Below are 14,907 nucleotides of genomic sequence, written 5' to 3'. Positions count from 1 at the left end.
AAGAAGAGCGCGGACAAGCGTTTGACGCCAAACTCTTCACGCCGCATTAGACCATCTGTCGCTCGGCCAAGCGCGCGAACGCCCCATCCGCCGCCATCAGCTCGGCATAACGGCCGGTCTCGACCAGGCGTCCGTCGACCAGGACGTAGATCCGGTCGGCGTTGATGACGGTGCTGAGTCGATGGGCCACCACCACTCGGGTGACGCTCAGGCGCTCCAGGCTCTCGGTGACCACGGCCTGGACCCGGTTGTCGAGCGCGCTGGTCGCCTCGTCCAGCAACAGAATACGTGGTCGTCCAACGATGGCGCGGGCGATCATGAGTCGCTGCAACTGCCCGCCCGACAGTGAATTGCCGCCTTCGAGGATGACCGAGTGCATGCCCATCGGCATCTCGCGGATGTCATCGGCCAGACCGACCCGTTCCGCGCCTCCCAGGCATCGTCCAGCGTGCCGCCCACGGCGCCGACGATGTTCTCATAGAGCGACCCCGGCAGCGGCTGCGAGCCTTGCAGCACCACCCCCATCTGCCGGCGCACCGCCACCGCGTCGAGGTGATCCAGTTGCTTGCCGTCGATCAGAATGGCGCCGGTCTCCAGGGTCTCGAACCCGAGCAGCAGGCGCATCAGGGTCGACTTGCGAACCCGAGGGGCCGACGATGGCGATCATCTCGCCGGGCGCGGCCTTGAGCGACACCCCGTCGAGGATCAGCGGACCCTCCGGGCGGTAGCGAAAACGCGCGCCGGAGACCTCCAGCGCGCCGGAGATGAGTCCCGGATGCTCGCGGCTCTCGATCGCTTCCGGGCAGGCGTCGAGCAGCGGGCGCGCTCGCTCCATCTGCGGCTGAATGGCCAGGAGCTGGGTCAGGACCTGGGTCATCTCGGTCATGCCCGCCGCGAAACGCTGAAAGGCGATCAGGAGCGCGGCGAAGGCCCCGAGCGCGACCAGCGACTCAGCCTCCGAAGGCTTGCCGATCGCCAGCACGAACAGGAAGAGACCGGAGAGCGCGAAGACCTCGTTCAGCGTCGCCTGGGTCGCACCGAGTCGTTCGGCGCTGATCCGGCGCCGACGACCCTGGGCGAACAGGTCGGCCCAGCGCGCGAAGGCGCGGTCCTCGGCGGCCGCCAGGCGGATCTTGGTGACCCCCAGGATGAGTTGCAGCAGCGTGCTGTTGATCTCGCCGTTGATGGCCGCGAGCGGTCGCTCCTGACGCAGACGCCGCGCCAGCAGCAGGGCGCTGCCCGTGACATAGATGAGCACGGCCAGACTGGCCCAGAGCGCCAGGTGCGCGTCATAGAGGAACATCAGCACGAAGCTGAAGACAGAGAAGACGCCGCTCATGATGGCGTTGGCGCTGGCCGTGGAGATCAGGCTCTGGATCAGGGTAATGGCGCCCACGCGGGTGGCCAGCTCACCGGCGGAATAGCGCTGGAAGAAACTCAGCGGCAGCCGCAGCAGACGGTCCATCAGGGCCGATTGCAGCGAGCGGCCAAGGTGCGCCTCGATGCGCGCATAGCCGAGCAGGCTGATGTAGGTCAGGACGAAGCCGGTGACGCCCAGGACCGCGAGCAACAGGCCCATCTCGATCAGGCGCCCGGTTTCGTGGTCCGGAATCACCTGATCGATCATCAGGCCGGTCGCCACCGGGATCGCCATGCCGAGCAGACCCAGCATGGCCCCGGTCGCCAGGGTCGCGGTCAGATCCGGCGAACGCCCAAACAGCCCGAACCGGAAGAGGTCCCGATAGCCGATGGAGCGGGCCGGCAGCGAGCCGCTCAACTGATAGGCCGTGTCGCCGACCCGCTCGAAGGGCGGCGGTTCGTCGCCCGTCGGGTCGATGATCTGCGGGCGTCCGCGCGCATCGAGCCGCAGCACCAGCGGCTGGCCGCTGTCGCGATCGAAACCGAGCAGGGTGCCGAAATCGGACGTCCACCAGCGGCGGCGCAAACTGACCGCGCGCACGCGGAACCCGCTCGCGCGCGCCAGCTCCGTGAGGTTCGGCGGCGGGCCTGTCCCGTCGCCGCCAGCGCTGGGCGGCAGACGCACCGCGAAGCCCTGATCCTGCCCGATGAGGCGCACCGCCGCGACCAGGGGCGGCTCGTTCAGCGGTGCGCCGATCCGGTCGGCGCGCACGTCCACCGCCGCCATCAATTGCCCCAGGCCCTGCAATCGCTTGGCCGTGGTGGCGGTCATGCGCGCCCGCAGACGGTTGTGTTCATCGACATCGGCGAGACGCAGATTCATCACGCCGATCTCGAACAGCAGCCGGTGCAGCGCCGTCAGTCCCGTCCAGGCGGCGCCATCGAGCAGCGCCACGCGGGTGTCGACGGCCGCCAGCGCCTGGTCCTTCAGGGACATGAGCCAGCCGTCCGGAGACAGCGGAAACAGCCGTTCGGTCGCGTCCTCCGCCAGTTCCTGCATGTCGAGCAGCAGACAGTCGCTCGGCGTGACCCGGACCCAGCCCACCCCGCCGCGCACCGTGAAGCGTCGGCCTGCGCGCACCGAGAGGGGCGCGCCTGACATTGATTCCCCCGACGGTGATTCGCCTGACAGCCCCTCGCCTGAACTGGCCTCAACGGGCGTGATCTGGTGGTCGATGTCCGGGCGCGGGGTGACCCAGCGGGCCATGCCGCGCATCAGCGCCTGGACCCAGCGATCCAGCGCCGGCGCCACCAGCGCGGCGCCCTCGGGCGTGGCGGCGAGCCCTTCGATCGACGCAGGCGCGACCTCCAGGATCTCCGTGCCGATCGGTCCCACCGCCAGCAGGCTCAATCCCATACCGACCAGCGCCGAATCGATCCCCAAGATCAGTCCGCCCTGAGGCACCGTCGCAAAATGATGGCGCGCGCCGACCAGCTCGCCATCGCGCAGCGCGACCAGAAAGAGATCCACGCGGCCGTTCAGAACCAGCGCCGCGCGGCTGGGCTCGTCGAAGCGGCGCGGTGCGTTGCCCGCCAACCCATGGCGTGTGCCGAGCGGCGCGAGAGCCTGCTCCAGCAAGGTTGAGTCGGTGACGAGTCCAGGCCGATCCGTCATGTTTCAATCAACCGCCGATAGGCACCATCCTCGGCGATCAGCGCCTCATGGGTGCCGCGTTGCAGGATGCGGCCCCGGTCAAGCACGATGATCTCGTCGCAGTCGCGGATGCTGCTCAGACGATGGGCGATGATCAGGCAGGTGCAGCCGCGCCGCAGCAGGTTGTCGATCACCGCCTTCTCGGTCAAGGCATCGAGCGCGCTGGTCGCCTCGTCGAGTACCAGGATCGAGGGATTGCCGACCAGCGCGCGGGCGATCTCCAGACGCTGACGCTGACCGCCGCTGAGGTTGCGTCCATTCTCTTCGAGCCGGGCGTCATAGCCCCCGGGCCGGGTCATGATCAGCTCATGGATCATGGCGTCCTCGGCGGCCGCGACCATCTGAGCGTGCGGCATGGTGTCGTCCCACAGAGTGATGTTGTCGCGGATGCTGCCCTCGAACAGCACGATCTCCTGATCGACCACGGCCAGCGAATTGCGCAGGATGTCGCGCGGCAGCTCATGCAGCGGCACACCATCGAAACGGATCTCGCCGGCGCGCGGTTCCATGAGTCCGGAGACCAGGCGGCCGACCGTGGACTTGCCGCTGCCCGAGGCCCCGACCAACGCGACCCGGCTACCGGGGGCCATGTCGAGCGAGAACCCCTCGATCAGCGGCGGCTCCAGCGGCGCGTAGCCAAAGGCGACCGCATCGAGCGTGACGCAGCCGCTCAGGCGCTTCATTCGCGTCGTGGTCGCGCGTTCCGGGGCCGTCGCGCTCCGGTCATCGAACTCACTGGCCTGAGGGTAGCGCAGGGTATCGTCGATCTGCGCCAGGTTGCCGCGCTGATCCTGCAACTGAGTCGCCGCGTTCACCAGGGCCGCGACCGGCTGGGTGAAGAGACCCGCGATCACCGAAAAGGCCACCAGCATGCCGATGCTGAAATCCTCGATCATGGTGTAGTAGCCGCCCACCACCAGCACGGCAGCCGTCGTCAGGGTGGCGGTGAGCGTCTGGGTGGCCGCAATCAGTGCGGTGCGCCGCACGCTCTTCTGCTCGGCATTGACATAAAGGGTGTGCAGACCGGACCACTTGGCGAAAAAGAGGTCATCGGTGCCGGTCGCCTTCAGGGTCTCCATCATCCGCAGTCCCTGCATGACCTTGCTTTGCATCTTGACGAACGCCATCGCGACCTTCTCCGAGACCTCCTTGAGCGACTCCTGGAGGACGCGAAAGAGCAGCACGTTGACGACCGACAGCCCCACGCAGATCAGCGTCAGGGTCAGGCTGTATTGCAACAGCAGCAGGGTCAGCAGCAGCAGGAGGGCCAGATTGATCGTGACCTCGGCGAGCATCCGCGACAGCCCATAGGCCAGCACATCGGCCAGACCGATGCGGCTGCTCACCATGCCGGCGTAGCGTTGCACGAAAAAGGGCACCGGCAGACGCAAGACATGCCAGACCAGCCGCGTCGAGAGGACGACGGACAGCCGCGCGCCGATCCGGGCGACCAGCGTCAGCCTGAGATAAGAGAGTAGCGCGAGCAGCGGCACCGTCACCGCGAGTACCGCCAGCAGTGGATAGACCCAGGCATCGAGCCGGCCGATCAGGATCTTGTCCAGATAGATCCGCTGCAGGGCCGGCATCAGCATCATGAAGACCGCCATCAGTGCGCCGGCGAGCAGCACCAGCGCGATTGGGCGCAGGGTGGTGCGGGTCATCTCGAACAGTCGCGGCAACAGCGGCTGTGGTCGCCCGCCGGGCTGGAAATCCGGTCCGGGCGCGAAGGCCAGCAGGATGCCGGAGAAGCAGCCGTCGAATTCCTCGCCGCTCAGCACCCGGCGCCCGCTCGCCGGGTCGTTGATCCGAAACCCCTGTTTGACGACCCCCTCGAACACCACGAAATGGTTCATGTTGACGAAGAGAATGGCCGGCACCGGCAGGTTCGCCAACTCGGCGGGCTCGCGCCGCTGCCCCTTCGCCTCCATCCCCAGTGAGCGCGCGGCCTTCAGCAGATTGACCGCCTTGCTGCCATCGCGCGAGACCCCGCACAACACCCGCAGCTCCTCCAGCGGCAGCCAGCGCCCATGATAGGCAAGCACCATGGCGAGCGCGGCGGCGCCGCACTCCAGCGCCTCCATCTGCAGGATGCTCGGGGTCTTGACCGGACGCGGGCGCTTCATCGCACGGCGGCCCGATACCCGCCGAGCAGGATCGCTTTCAGCATGCCGGGCGTCGTCAAGATTGCGTGCCCGGACGGTCCGGTGACCGGCAGGAATCGCCATGCGGGACTCGGGTCATTGAGTGGCTTGGCATCCTGGCGGAAACGGGATAATGTATCGACATTGATGATACAAGAGAGGATTGGCATCATGCAGGTGTTGGTGAAGAAATGGGGCAACAGCGCGTCCGTTCGTATTCCCGCCGCAGTCATGGAGGCGGCTTGTCTGAAACTCGACGATCCGGTCGACGTGCGTGAAGAAAATGGCCGCATCGTTATCGAACCCTTGGCGCGCAAGGCCTATGATCTCGATGCCTTGTTGGCCGCGATCACGCCAGACAACCAGCACGCCGAGGTGAAAACCGGTCCGGCCGTTGGCAATGAGGCTTGGTAATGCCGCGCGATTACGTACCGAATACCGGTGATATCGTTTGGTTGCACTTCGATCCGCAGGCCGGACATGAGCAGGCGGGGCATCGTCCGGCGCTGGTGCTGAGTCCATCGGACTACAACGGCAAAACCGGCCTGATGCTCTGCTGCCCCCTGACCACGCAGGTCAAGGGCTACCCTTTCGAGGTGTGCATCTCCGGCAAAACGGACAGCGCGGTGCTGGCTGATCAAGTCAAGAGTCTCGACTGGCGGGTACGGCAAGCCAAGCATAAAGGGACTGTCAGCGCTGCCGAACTCGCCGAAGTGCGAGCCAAGATCATCGCGCTGGTTGGCACGCCCTGATCCTCCTCGATCCAACTTTGGCACACTGAGGCCGTCATCGTGTCGCGGCCCGATACCAGCCGAAGACATGATCGAAGACCGGGAACAGCAGACTGATCAGGTGGGTGCGTCCGACCACCACCTCGGTCTGGGTCAGGATACCCGGCTGGATGCTGACCGCCGGCCCCTTGCCGGACGACCAGACATAGCCGCTCGGGTTGACCGGGCTCGGGCGCAGCTCGACCTCGATCTCAAGCGGCGGGCCGGCGGCCAGGATCTTGTCCACCAGCACATCGTTGCGCAGCAGGTTCATCAGACTGGCCCGGTTCGATGGCAGCTCCGCGACCCGGATCACGGTGCCGAGCAGATAGCCGTCGAGTTCACGCTTGACGGTCGAGAGCGCGACCCGCGCCTCCATGCCGGTCTGGATGCGCTTGCCGTCGGCGGCGGGCACGAAGGCCATCGCCTTGACGCCGCGCGGATCGCCCTCAACCGAGGACAGCAGACGCGCGATCGCCTGCCCTGGGGTCAGCGGATCGCCCTCGCTGACGCTGACCTCGACCACCAGACCGGCCGCCGGCGCCCTCGCCAGGCGGTCGCGCTCGTACTCCCGGCGCAGATTCTCGGCCTGATCGTGCAGCAGGTCCGCCTGCATCCGGGCCTGATCGAGTTCTCGGCGCTGTTGATTGCGCGTCGTCTCATGCTCCACCTCCAGCTCCGTCATCTGGTTGCGGATCGTGTGCATGTTGTCTTCCAGATCGCCAAGCCGCGCCTGGCTTTCGATCAGCGACTCGGTCGAGATCGCGCCCTTTTCGCGCAATTTCGACATGCCCTCGTTGAGCTTGAGCAGGATCTGGTGCTGCGCATCCAGACTCGCCAGATGCTCCCGATAGGCGCGCAGCAGACGCGCCTCCTGTTCATCGGCCAGTCGCCATTGCGCCTCGTTGGAGCGCTGGAGCGCGTCCTGATAGTGGCGGGACTGTTCGGCCTCCGTGACGGCGCTTTGCCATTGATCGAGCAGGTCGGGGCGTCGGATCTCGGCCACCGGCGCATCCTTTTCGACGACATCGCCCGGCCGCACCAGCAGGCGCTCGATCCAGCCGGTATCGGGCGAGGTCACGACCCCGACGCCAGCGGTCGAGAGCAGCACGCCCTCGCCGCCAACCCGCTCGGGCGCGGTGGCGAGGATGCTCCAGAGGACACCGGCAAGCGTCACCGCCGCGACCAGACTCAGACCCAGAATGTGCATGGGCCGGACGATCTCCAGCGATCGATCCAGCTCATCCGGGTCCGTGACTTTGGTGAGCGCGGCCTGGCGAAAGAGCATGTTCATTAGAAGCGGTGGCGCAGTCCGAGGTCATCGTTCGACAAGGCTCTCCTGAGCGAAGCCGAAGGACTCACCACGAACGGCTTCATTGAAGGGCCGTGGGCTGGAAGCTGGAAGCGCATTTCAGAAGGACTCCGGCGGTCCCGACAGGGCGAACTCACCCACCGAGGTTTCCTCATGATAAAGGGTTCCAGCGGCGGCGGCGAACCGCTCCGAGTTTCCGGCCCCGAGCGCGCAGGGGGCGAGCCCCAGGGCCGTGGCGACCAGATAAAGCTGCTGATACATCACCCCGACATGCTTGAGGATCAGCGCATAGACGATGCTCTCGTATTTCCAGGACAGGCGCTCGAAACGGGCGGCCAGGGTGATGAGCACATCCGGCGGGGTCTCCATCGCGGCCGCGCGCATGGCGTCGTTCACCAGCCCCTGGGTCGCGGCGCCCGGCGCGGCGATCCACTCCAGATCGTGCGCGCCGGGATCATAGCGATAGAGCGCCGGCTCCAGGCCCGTGCAACGGGTGACGGTCAGATAGAGTTCCAACTCGTGCATGGCACCGCCGCCGGACACCGGCCGCAGGCTTGACGCGTACTGACGGGGATCGTCCGGATTGGCCGGACGGTGGCTCTGTACCCGCGCGACATGCCAGAGCAGGGTGCCGAGTTGCTCCAGGGTCAGCGGCTGGGCGCCGCCCTGACGGATCGAGCGACGCGACTCGACCACCGCGAAGAACGCCGGACCCACGCCGGCAGGATCGGGTCTCGGCAGCACCACCCGCCTCCCCGGACCCGGTGGCTTGAGGGCCGGCGCATGAGGCAGTTGATCGACAAAACGGAAGGTGCCGCCAACCGGCGCGTCGTGGCGTCCCATCCGGCTGCGCGCATGAAACAGCAGGTCATGGGGCTCCCACTGACGCAGCGCCGGGTCACGGTCCTCCGGGATCAGGCCCGCGTCATCGCAGACGAAGACGGCCTGAAGACTCATCAGCAGTTGAATGAGCCCGGCCGCCGTGGCCGGTGTCAGCTCGGGCAAGTCCGCCGCCAGCGTCGTCACCGTCCGCGGACTCGCCAGCACGCCCAGCACGGCGGCCAGACGCCCGTCATGCAGGCGCAGACGGGCGTGCCCCAGCGGACATTCGATCAGGGTCCGATCGCCGTCGCGGCGCAGCGTCGCGAAGCGCGACAGCCGATAAGACGCCGCCGAGTCGGCCTCCAGCGGCGCCAGCCGAAAGGCCGGGGTCATCGGCTCCAGGGTCGCCAGGCGCTGTCCATCCTGAACCAGGCCATAGGACAGCCGCCCGCGCTGTTCCAGGCGATTCAGCAGGTAATACAGAATCGCGCCCGCGACGTCCGGTTCGGCCGCCTGAGCGCGCGCGATCAGGTCATCGGCCAGTCCACCGGTCTCGGCCAGCGCTTGCAGCAGGGTGCGCGCCGCCGGACCGGGCGCGCGATGGCGCAACGCCGACTCCACGCCTCGGGCGATCAACCAGTCCTCACCCTCGGTGAGGAGACGCGCGCCAGGGCAAAAACGAAGGTGAAAATTGGAATTCATCGCGATGAGTGTCCGGAGGTATCGATCGACAAGGCAATCTCTTCAAGAACCAGCGCCAGTTCAGCGCCCTTGGAAGGCATCACGGTGACGTCTTCATCCCGGGAAACAGGCCCGTGGTGTGGAAAGGTGGCAACAATCAACATGCCGTCGCGAGTCCAGTTTTTCATGCCTTGAATTCTCATCAATAAAGCGCTCGCTTCCCGCGCCACGGCACGCGGTTTCGACATCGAAGTGGCTTCAACCGCATCGCATACCCAAAACGTCGGCAGCCTTGCACAGCCGGTCATCAAAACAGGCAAACCGAAGCTCTTCTTGCGTGGCTTGTCGCAGCAGGCTGGCTGCCGCCAGTTGAACGCTGTCATACCCGCGCAGCGCAAAGGTACCGGCATACTCGCCCGCGAGTTCCACCAGAGGCTGGGTGACTTCGATGATCGCGTAATAAGGCCAGTCATTTCGTAGACGCTCGCGTAACTGATCGATCATCGCCAGATCGACTGGATGTTCGCGGATACGCCGTGCCAGAGCGGCCATGCTTTCCGCCCAGGCGATCCGACAGACCGCGATCATCGAGGCCGCTGTCGCGAGCGATTGCATCTCGTCGCTGCGGGCCTCCAGCAGATAGAGCTTGATGAGGGCGGACGTATCGCAAAACAGGATCACCGACGGTCATCCAGCAACATCTGACTGACACAGCAACCCGTTGGGTCTAGTTTCAGCGGAGGCGCGAACCTTGGTTTGCCGCCGCTCCATGAGAGCGTTCCGTTACCGATCAGTTCGCCTAATCCTTGATCCAAACCGGAATGCGTCATGGCTGGAATCCCGATAATTCTGGCGATGGGTGTTTGGTGTGAAATCACTTCGATCACCTCTCCCGCTTGCGCCTGGGCAAGAATGCGCAACAGATTGGACTTGAGATCACGCACGGCAACGAGCATGGCGTCACTCCGGATGTTTGACTTCGACCGAGGGGGCCGAGTTGCTCCCAATCAGGCTGGATCAGGGTGTTGAATACTGCTTGGTCAGGATGAACCGCACCCCGCTCAAAAAAAGATCGGAATCGGATTGAGTTCATCCTCGGTCAGCGCCCGTTCCAGCCAGCCCATGGCCACCGGCACCTCGTACAACCGCCCCGGCCCGAAGCGCTCCCAGAAATGGCGCAGCCCCGGCACGATCACCTTGACGACCGGCATCCTGACATCGGCGCGGGTCTGATCCAGCACCAGCACCTCCATTCCGCGCGCTTCGACGATGGCGCGGCAGGTCGCGATGTCCGCGAGCAGATCGCCGCTGTGACGCTTGGGAAAATCCGCCAGCGCGCGCGGCGGCGTGGCCGGATCGGGGGCCAGATAGGGCTGATTGTCCAGGGTCGCCGTGGTCAGCCAGTGCCGCGTCTCGTCATCCTCGATGGCCAATTCGCCCGCCTCCTGGCCCTCGCTTGCCAGACCCAGCATCTGGTTCATCTCGGCGAAGGCGCGTTGCAGCGCGATCCGCGCATCCAGATGACACCCCAGACCGAACAGCAGGCGCTCCTGGGATCCGTCGCGCCGTCGCGACACCGCGACGAAGGCCGGAATCCCCAGGTCGCTGGTGACATCCAGCGCCCAGGTGTCGCGCCCGAGTCCGTCGTAATAGTCGCCCAGATCCAGCAGATAGGGCTCGCCGAAACTCGCGATCTCGACGCCCGGCACGCGCCGCCGGTTGTACCACCAGAGCGCCACCGCATCGCGCTCGACCAGCTCGAACAAGCCCTGCAACACCGCCTCCTCCAGGTTATTGCCCGAGGCGTTACCGTTGGAGCAACCCATGGCGAAGAAGCGGTCGCAGTCCGCGCTGGCGGGCGAGGCGTAATAGAGCAACTGGGTCGGCAGGTATTTGTGCCCTTCCTGCGTCAGCGACCACACCGGCGTCCAGTCGATCGGCAGGGTCTCGTCGAGCGGCTCGGGGACGCGGTTGAACTTGGAGCCTTTCGCGTTCCAGGCGTCCCGTTCGGCCAGTTGGCGGGCGCTGTAACCCATCACCGCGTTGGGGTGGATCACCGCGTCGCCGTAGCGTTCGCGCATCGCGCGAACGCTGGCGGTGACGATCGTCTCGTCGCCCTGACGCTCGCCGCTGTAGCGCTCGATGGCCTCGCACAGCGCGCTCGCCTTGGCCTGCGTCTCGGTCACTCCCTTGCCCGCGCTGGCATTGCGCAGACCGCGCTTGAGGTGCGCGAGCGAGTCCAGCCGCAAGGCCGGGTTGTGTCCGGCGACATAGACATGCGCGATGCCCTGCGCCGCGTGGACGGGCGCAAGCTGGCTCACCACCCCGGTGATGGGGCTGACCAGAGGCTCGTAGTCGCGCAGCGTCTGTTCCGGGGCGACGCTGCGATGTCCGCCGTCCTGCATGAAATGCACCTTGCGCGAGACCAGCGTCACGGGACGCGGCTCCGCTGCGGACGACTGACCGCATACCGGACAGGCGGGATCGACCAGCAAACGATGGGTGCGCATCGCCAAGCCGTAGGCGTCGAGACTGACCACCGCGCCCGCGACCGTCACCGGGGCGCCGGCCAGGCACTTGGCGATCTCGATGGCCGCCAGCTCGGCCATGAGCTGTTGAGTCGCCGGCAGCGCCGCGCGCGCCGTTAGCAGCGGTTCCGTCAGCGCCAGCACCCGCGCGGCAAAGCCCTCGGTCGCGCAATGCCGCGCCAGGCGCTTGACCAGACAGGCGTGACAGCCGGGTGCGTCCGCTCGATACAGCGGCCCGAGCCAGGGTTCGTGACCGACCGGTTTCAGCAGCAGCCAGGGTTGTCGGGCGGCGTGAAAGGTCGCGTTCAGCTCCGCCAGCGCCAGGCGTCGATAATCGTCGGTCAAGACCACGTTCAGCGTCGCTTCCCGCTCCGCCAGGCGGATACCCAGCCGGTCGAACGCCGCGTGCAGGGGCGCGGCATCGACCGCGCCGATCTGGTGAACCCGCACGGTCTGCTCCGCCAGCGCGGCGAGCGCCGCCGTCGCCGACAGGCCCAGGCCCGACCAGAACGCGGCGATGCCGGCGGGGATCGTGGGCGCCGCCTCCTGGAGGTGACCGTTTTTCTCCAGCAGCATCAGCGCATAATAGACGTGCGCGGCATCGAACTCGGCGGCCAGCGCGCCGACCAGATCATCCGGATCGCGGGTACCATCGAGCAGCGGCGCCAGCCGTTCGTACAGCCGGCCATGCAGGGCGCGGGCACCGTCCTCGGACAGCAGCAGCACGCCTTCGCCGGGGATGACCGCCGGGGTCAGATGGGGTTTGAAGGTGGGTCGCTGAATCACAGTCTGAGGCTCTTGATGCTTGGGAAAGGTGGATCGGCAAGACCGCAAGGGGTTTCGCTCGCTCCCACGCTCCAGCGTGGGAGTGTCGTCGGGCCGCTCCAGCGGCCCGTCTCAACCCATCGCACCGCGCCAACTGGCAGACGCGACGCTGGAGCGTCACTGCCATTAAGTTAAGCCGTTCTAAGCCGTTCGTGGTGAGCTTGTCGAACCATGAACGGCTTCAAGCTCGGAGGCTTAGGATTTTCCGCCCGCCCTTCGACAAGCTCAGGGCGAACGGAAAATCCTTAACTTAATGGCAGTGACGCTGGAGCGTGGGAGCCAGAAAGGGGTACGACTTTCTCGGGTATCGCTTCCGACCGGGCCGCAAACGGCGGCCCGCCGCGCAGTCCATCGACCGACTCATCACCCGTGCGCGCCGGCTTCATGAGCAAGGAGCCGACTTCCAGCGGCTCCGGCAGTACGTAAGACGTTGGTATGGATGGCTGCACGGCGGACTGCGCGGGCGGGTCACGACCAAGGGGCGATTCACCCGCATCTGGATTCGCGTCCTCCAGCATCTCCACAACGACAGCGTTTCACCACGCCCCGACTGAACGGCCACCGGCCGGTCGGGCGCCTGGGATTCGCCCATGACGGCGGTCCCTTGCGGTCCGACTCACCCCTGCTTGCCCGTCAGATACTGAACTTAATACGTTAGTGCGCCAAGCGAAGCTTGGCGCTTCTTGCCGGGTGCAAGTCCCGGTCGGGCAAGGGCTAGCCACCCACCCGTATCGCGTGTTGCGCCTCTCGCGGAGAGCGACGCCTTGGTAAGGACACTGAAGCCATCGTGAACAACAGGGGTGAAGCGTACACAGAGAATCTTGTAGGCCAGAGGGGTGTCCGCGCCACCCTGAAGCGATTTCAGCCTCGTGAAAAGTATAAGAGCAGACGGCGACAGCGTTAACGTGCTGGAAGCCAAGACAGAGGATTCGATCGAACGAATGATGGGCGAAATCTTGTGGCACTGCCGGGAAACCAGGCAGAGAACAGAGAACACAAACCTCACCCTAAGGTTCGTTCACGGCGAGAATCCCGAGGGTCTGCCGGGGTCCGAGCGCCTGGCATGCAAGAAGAGAGGCGTCGAGAACTTGGGAGACCCCAACGGCTCCCGACGGCGGAGGTATGGCAAGCGGTTCCTGAGACACGCGAGGGGAAACCCGGACACGGAATTAGACCGAAGCCTGAAGCCAGTCGAGCGGGGAGGCGATCCTGACCGAGAAGGGAGGGACGCTGGAAGCGGTTGGGGAGTCAGACCGGCTCATAGTACTCCGAGCACGGGAAAGCCGTGTACATGGGGAAGGGGCCGGCAGTGTGACGCCGCCCGCACAGGACACTTCACCCGGACATGTCGGATCGGATCATGAAGCCAACTTTCCTGCGGGCGATAGCGAACAAAGCGGCAACGGACAAGGCCCATCGGTTTGGCAACCTCTTCGGACGGCTGACGGTTGAGTTTCTGCTGTGGTGCTGGTGTTTCGTCAACCACCACGCCGCGAGCGGCGTCGACCGGCTCGATGCCAGACACTATCAGGAGAACCTACAGGCCAACGTCGAAGGACTGGCGGCAGCCGTACGCGGGGGTTGGTATCGGGCCAAGCTGGTGCTCAGACGATACATTCCCAAGCTCAATGGGAAATTGAGGCCCTTGGGAATCCCGGCAGTGGCAGACAAACTGCTACAGATTGGAGTGAGCAAAATCTTGGAAGCCATCTATGAAGCTGATTTCATGGATGGCAGCTATGGATATCGACCGGGACGCGGAGCGTTGGATGCGGTGCGTGATCTCAGCGCGAAGCTGCGCAGTGGGCGGTACCACTATCTGGTGGAAGCCGACATCCGAGGCTTTTTCGATCATCTCGAACACGACAAGCTCTTGGAGATGCTCGCGCAACGCATCGACGATAAAGCCTTCCTGCGACTCATCCGCAAATGGCTGAAGGCTGGCATCTTGGAGCCGGACGGAATGGTGGTGCTCCCCGAAGAGGGGTCGCCCCAAGGCGGGATCGTTTCCCCGATCCTCGCCAACGTCTACCTCCATCATGCCCTGGATATCTGGTTCGAGGACACCGTCAAGACACACTGCCAAGGGGCGGTGTATCTGTGTCGGTATGCGGACGACTTCGTCTGCGCTTTCGAGTATCAGGCCGATGCCGAGCGCTTCTATCGGGTGCTCGGCTCGCGGCTGGCGAAATATGGCTTGGAAGTGGCAGACGAGAAGACGAACCTATTGCGGTTCAGCCCGTCCCATTGGAAAGCGAGTGGCACCTTTGAATTCCTAGGTTTCGAGTTTCGCTGGGGACGCGGGCGCTGGGTCAAACCGGCGATCAAGCGTCGCACCGCACGCAAGAAATACCGTGCGGCCCTGGCGAGCCTACGGAACTGGTGTCGCACGCACTGTCGGCTACCCAAGGCGGTCTTCTTCGCCACACTCAACGCGAAGTTGCGAGGACACTATCAATACTATGGAATCCGCGGGAACTACGAGAGCCTGGGGGACTTCCACTACCAGGTGGTCAGGATGCTCTATCACATCCTGAATCGCCGCAGTCAGCGGCGCAGTTACACCTGGAAGGGGCTCATCGATCTGCTGAAGGTCTTCCAGCTCCCACGCCCGCGCATCTGCCATGACTTCTGAGCAAAAGCAAAACGGTCGCTTGATGTGCGAAGCGAGTCACACTGAGGAGCCCGGTGCGGGAATTCCGCACGCCGGGATCTGTACGGGGGCGGTCAGGTAACTGGCCGTCCTACCGTAATG

At 65.3% G+C, this 14,907-nt stretch carries 14 protein-coding genes; 4 read left to right on the top strand and 10 right to left on the bottom strand.

The genetic code is table 11. The features are described 5' to 3' along the window. Nucleotides 1-46 precede the first annotated feature (46 nt). Genes CKO27_RS25045 through CKO27_RS19970 form a run of 4 tightly spaced genes read right to left on the bottom strand, consistent with a single transcriptional unit; the run spans nucleotide 47 to nucleotide 5,196 of the window. Entirely contained in the window at nucleotides 47-379 is a 333-nt protein-coding gene (locus CKO27_RS25045) for an ATP-binding cassette domain-containing protein (RefSeq protein WP_200376683.1), read from the bottom strand. Next, nucleotides 316-576 (bottom strand): hypothetical protein, encoded by a 261-nt coding sequence (locus CKO27_RS25355; RefSeq protein WP_420825851.1) that lies wholly within the window; start codon nucleotides 574-576, stop codon nucleotides 316-318. The genes CKO27_RS25045 and CKO27_RS25355 overlap by 64 nt, the downstream gene beginning before the upstream one ends. After that, entirely contained in the window at nucleotides 476-3,034 is a 2,559-nt protein-coding gene (locus tag CKO27_RS19975) for an ABC transporter transmembrane domain-containing protein (protein WP_200376682.1), read from the bottom strand. The genes CKO27_RS25355 and CKO27_RS19975 overlap by 101 nt, the downstream gene beginning before the upstream one ends. Next, complete coding sequence (locus CKO27_RS19970) at nucleotides 3,031-5,196, bottom strand: NHLP family bacteriocin export ABC transporter peptidase/permease/ATPase subunit (RefSeq protein ID WP_200376681.1); 2,166 nt, start codon at nucleotides 5,194-5,196, stop codon at nucleotides 3,031-3,033. Before CKO27_RS19970 ends, CKO27_RS19975 begins: the two co-directional genes overlap by 4 nt. Before the next feature lie 42 nt (nucleotides 5,197-5,238). Between CKO27_RS19970 and CKO27_RS24660 the strand changes: the two genes are divergently transcribed. Next, a complete protein-coding gene (locus CKO27_RS24660; RefSeq protein ID WP_242471026.1) occupies nucleotides 5,239-5,628 on the top strand; it encodes an AbrB/MazE/SpoVT family DNA-binding domain-containing protein in 390 nt (129 codons plus the stop codon). Beyond that, nucleotides 5,628-5,966: an endoribonuclease MazF gene (gene mazF, locus CKO27_RS19960; RefSeq protein ID WP_200376680.1), complete on the top strand. Its 339-nt coding sequence runs from the start codon at nucleotides 5,628-5,630 to the stop codon at nucleotides 5,964-5,966. The genes CKO27_RS24660 and mazF overlap by 1 nt, the downstream gene beginning before the upstream one ends. A 34-nt stretch (nucleotides 5,967-6,000) precedes the next feature. Here the strand turns inward: mazF and CKO27_RS19955 are convergent, their stop codons facing one another. The 6 genes from CKO27_RS19955 to CKO27_RS19930 form a co-directional block, all read right to left on the bottom strand. Then, nucleotides 6,001-7,278, bottom strand: a complete 1,278-nt coding sequence (locus CKO27_RS19955) for an NHLP bacteriocin system secretion protein (RefSeq protein WP_200376679.1) — start codon at nucleotides 7,276-7,278, stop codon at nucleotides 6,001-6,003. A 117-nt stretch (nucleotides 7,279-7,395) separates the two neighbouring features. Continuing rightward, nucleotides 7,396-8,820 carry a SagB family peptide dehydrogenase gene (locus tag CKO27_RS19950; protein ID WP_200376678.1) on the bottom strand — a complete coding sequence of 475 codons (1,425 nt, stop codon included), beginning with the start codon at nucleotides 8,818-8,820 and terminating at the stop codon, nucleotides 7,396-7,398. Next, nucleotides 8,817-9,047, bottom strand: coding sequence for a hypothetical protein (locus tag CKO27_RS19945; RefSeq protein ID WP_200376677.1), 231 nt, complete (start codon nucleotides 9,045-9,047; stop codon nucleotides 8,817-8,819). The genes CKO27_RS19950 and CKO27_RS19945 overlap by 4 nt, the downstream gene beginning before the upstream one ends. A gap of 10 nt (nucleotides 9,048-9,057) precedes the next feature. Beyond that, on the bottom strand, nucleotides 9,058-9,480 hold the full coding sequence (locus CKO27_RS19940) for a PIN domain-containing protein (protein WP_200376676.1): 423 nt from the start codon (nucleotides 9,478-9,480) through the stop codon (nucleotides 9,058-9,060). After that, nucleotides 9,477-9,755 carry a type II toxin-antitoxin system Phd/YefM family antitoxin gene (locus CKO27_RS19935; protein ID WP_200376675.1) on the bottom strand — a complete coding sequence of 93 codons (279 nt, stop codon included), beginning with the start codon at nucleotides 9,753-9,755 and terminating at the stop codon, nucleotides 9,477-9,479. Before CKO27_RS19935 ends, CKO27_RS19940 begins: the two co-directional genes overlap by 4 nt. 105 nt (nucleotides 9,756-9,860) lie before the next feature. After that, on the bottom strand, nucleotides 9,861-12,113 hold the full coding sequence (locus tag CKO27_RS19930; protein ID WP_200376674.1) for a TOMM precursor leader peptide-binding protein: 2,253 nt from the start codon (nucleotides 12,111-12,113) through the stop codon (nucleotides 9,861-9,863). Nucleotides 12,114-12,424: 311 nt separating this feature from the next. Between CKO27_RS19930 and CKO27_RS19925 the strand changes: the two genes are divergently transcribed. Together CKO27_RS19925 and ltrA are read left to right on the top strand one after the other, a co-directional pair. After that, nucleotides 12,425-12,706: a hypothetical protein gene (locus CKO27_RS19925; protein ID WP_200376673.1), complete on the top strand. Its 282-nt coding sequence runs from the start codon at nucleotides 12,425-12,427 to the stop codon at nucleotides 12,704-12,706. A gap of 806 nt (nucleotides 12,707-13,512) precedes the next feature. Continuing rightward, nucleotides 13,513-14,787 carry a group II intron reverse transcriptase/maturase gene (ltrA, locus tag CKO27_RS19920; protein ID WP_200376702.1) on the top strand — a complete coding sequence of 425 codons (1,275 nt, stop codon included), beginning with the start codon at nucleotides 13,513-13,515 and terminating at the stop codon, nucleotides 14,785-14,787. Nucleotides 14,788-14,907: the final 120 nt, after the last annotated feature.

The organism is Thiocystis violacea (genome assembly GCF_016583575.1).
Lineage (GTDB): Bacteria > Pseudomonadota > Gammaproteobacteria > Chromatiales > Chromatiaceae > Thiocystis > Thiocystis violacea.
The sequence above is the reverse complement of the archived record's forward strand: the minus strand, read 5'-3'. Positions and strand labels throughout refer to the sequence as shown.

What these genes read in the sequence shown, in the direction of transcription:
- CKO27_RS19970 (WP_200376681.1), bottom strand. Translation starts at nt 5,196, where the DNA reads ATGAAGCGCCCGCGTCCGGTCAAGACCCCGAGCATCCTGCAGATGGAG.
- mazF (WP_200376680.1), top strand. Translation starts at nt 5,628, where the DNA reads ATGCCGCGCGATTACGTACCGAATACCGGTGATATCGTTTGGTTGCAC.
- CKO27_RS19935 (WP_200376675.1), bottom strand. Translation starts at nt 9,755, where the DNA reads ATGCTCGTTGCCGTGCGTGATCTCAAGTCCAATCTGTTGCGCATTCTT.
- CKO27_RS19945 (WP_200376677.1), bottom strand. Translation starts at nt 9,047, where the DNA reads ATGTCGAAACCGCGTGCCGTGGCGCGGGAAGCGAGCGCTTTATTGATG.
- CKO27_RS24660 (WP_242471026.1), top strand. Translation starts at nt 5,239, where the DNA reads ATGCCGGGCGTCGTCAAGATTGCGTGCCCGGACGGTCCGGTGACCGGC.
- ltrA (WP_200376702.1), top strand. Translation starts at nt 13,513, where the DNA reads ATGAAGCCAACTTTCCTGCGGGCGATAGCGAACAAAGCGGCAACGGAC.
- CKO27_RS19955 (WP_200376679.1), bottom strand. Translation starts at nt 7,278, where the DNA reads ATGAACATGCTCTTTCGCCAGGCCGCGCTCACCAAAGTCACGGACCCG.
- CKO27_RS19975 (WP_200376682.1), bottom strand. Translation starts at nt 3,034, where the DNA reads ATGACGGATCGGCCTGGACTCGTCACCGACTCAACCTTGCTGGAGCAG.
- CKO27_RS19950 (WP_200376678.1), bottom strand. Translation starts at nt 8,820, where the DNA reads ATGAATTCCAATTTTCACCTTCGTTTTTGCCCTGGCGCGCGTCTCCTC.
- CKO27_RS25045 (WP_200376683.1), bottom strand. Translation starts at nt 379, where the DNA reads ATGCACTCGGTCATCCTCGAAGGCGGCAATTCACTGTCGGGCGGGCAG.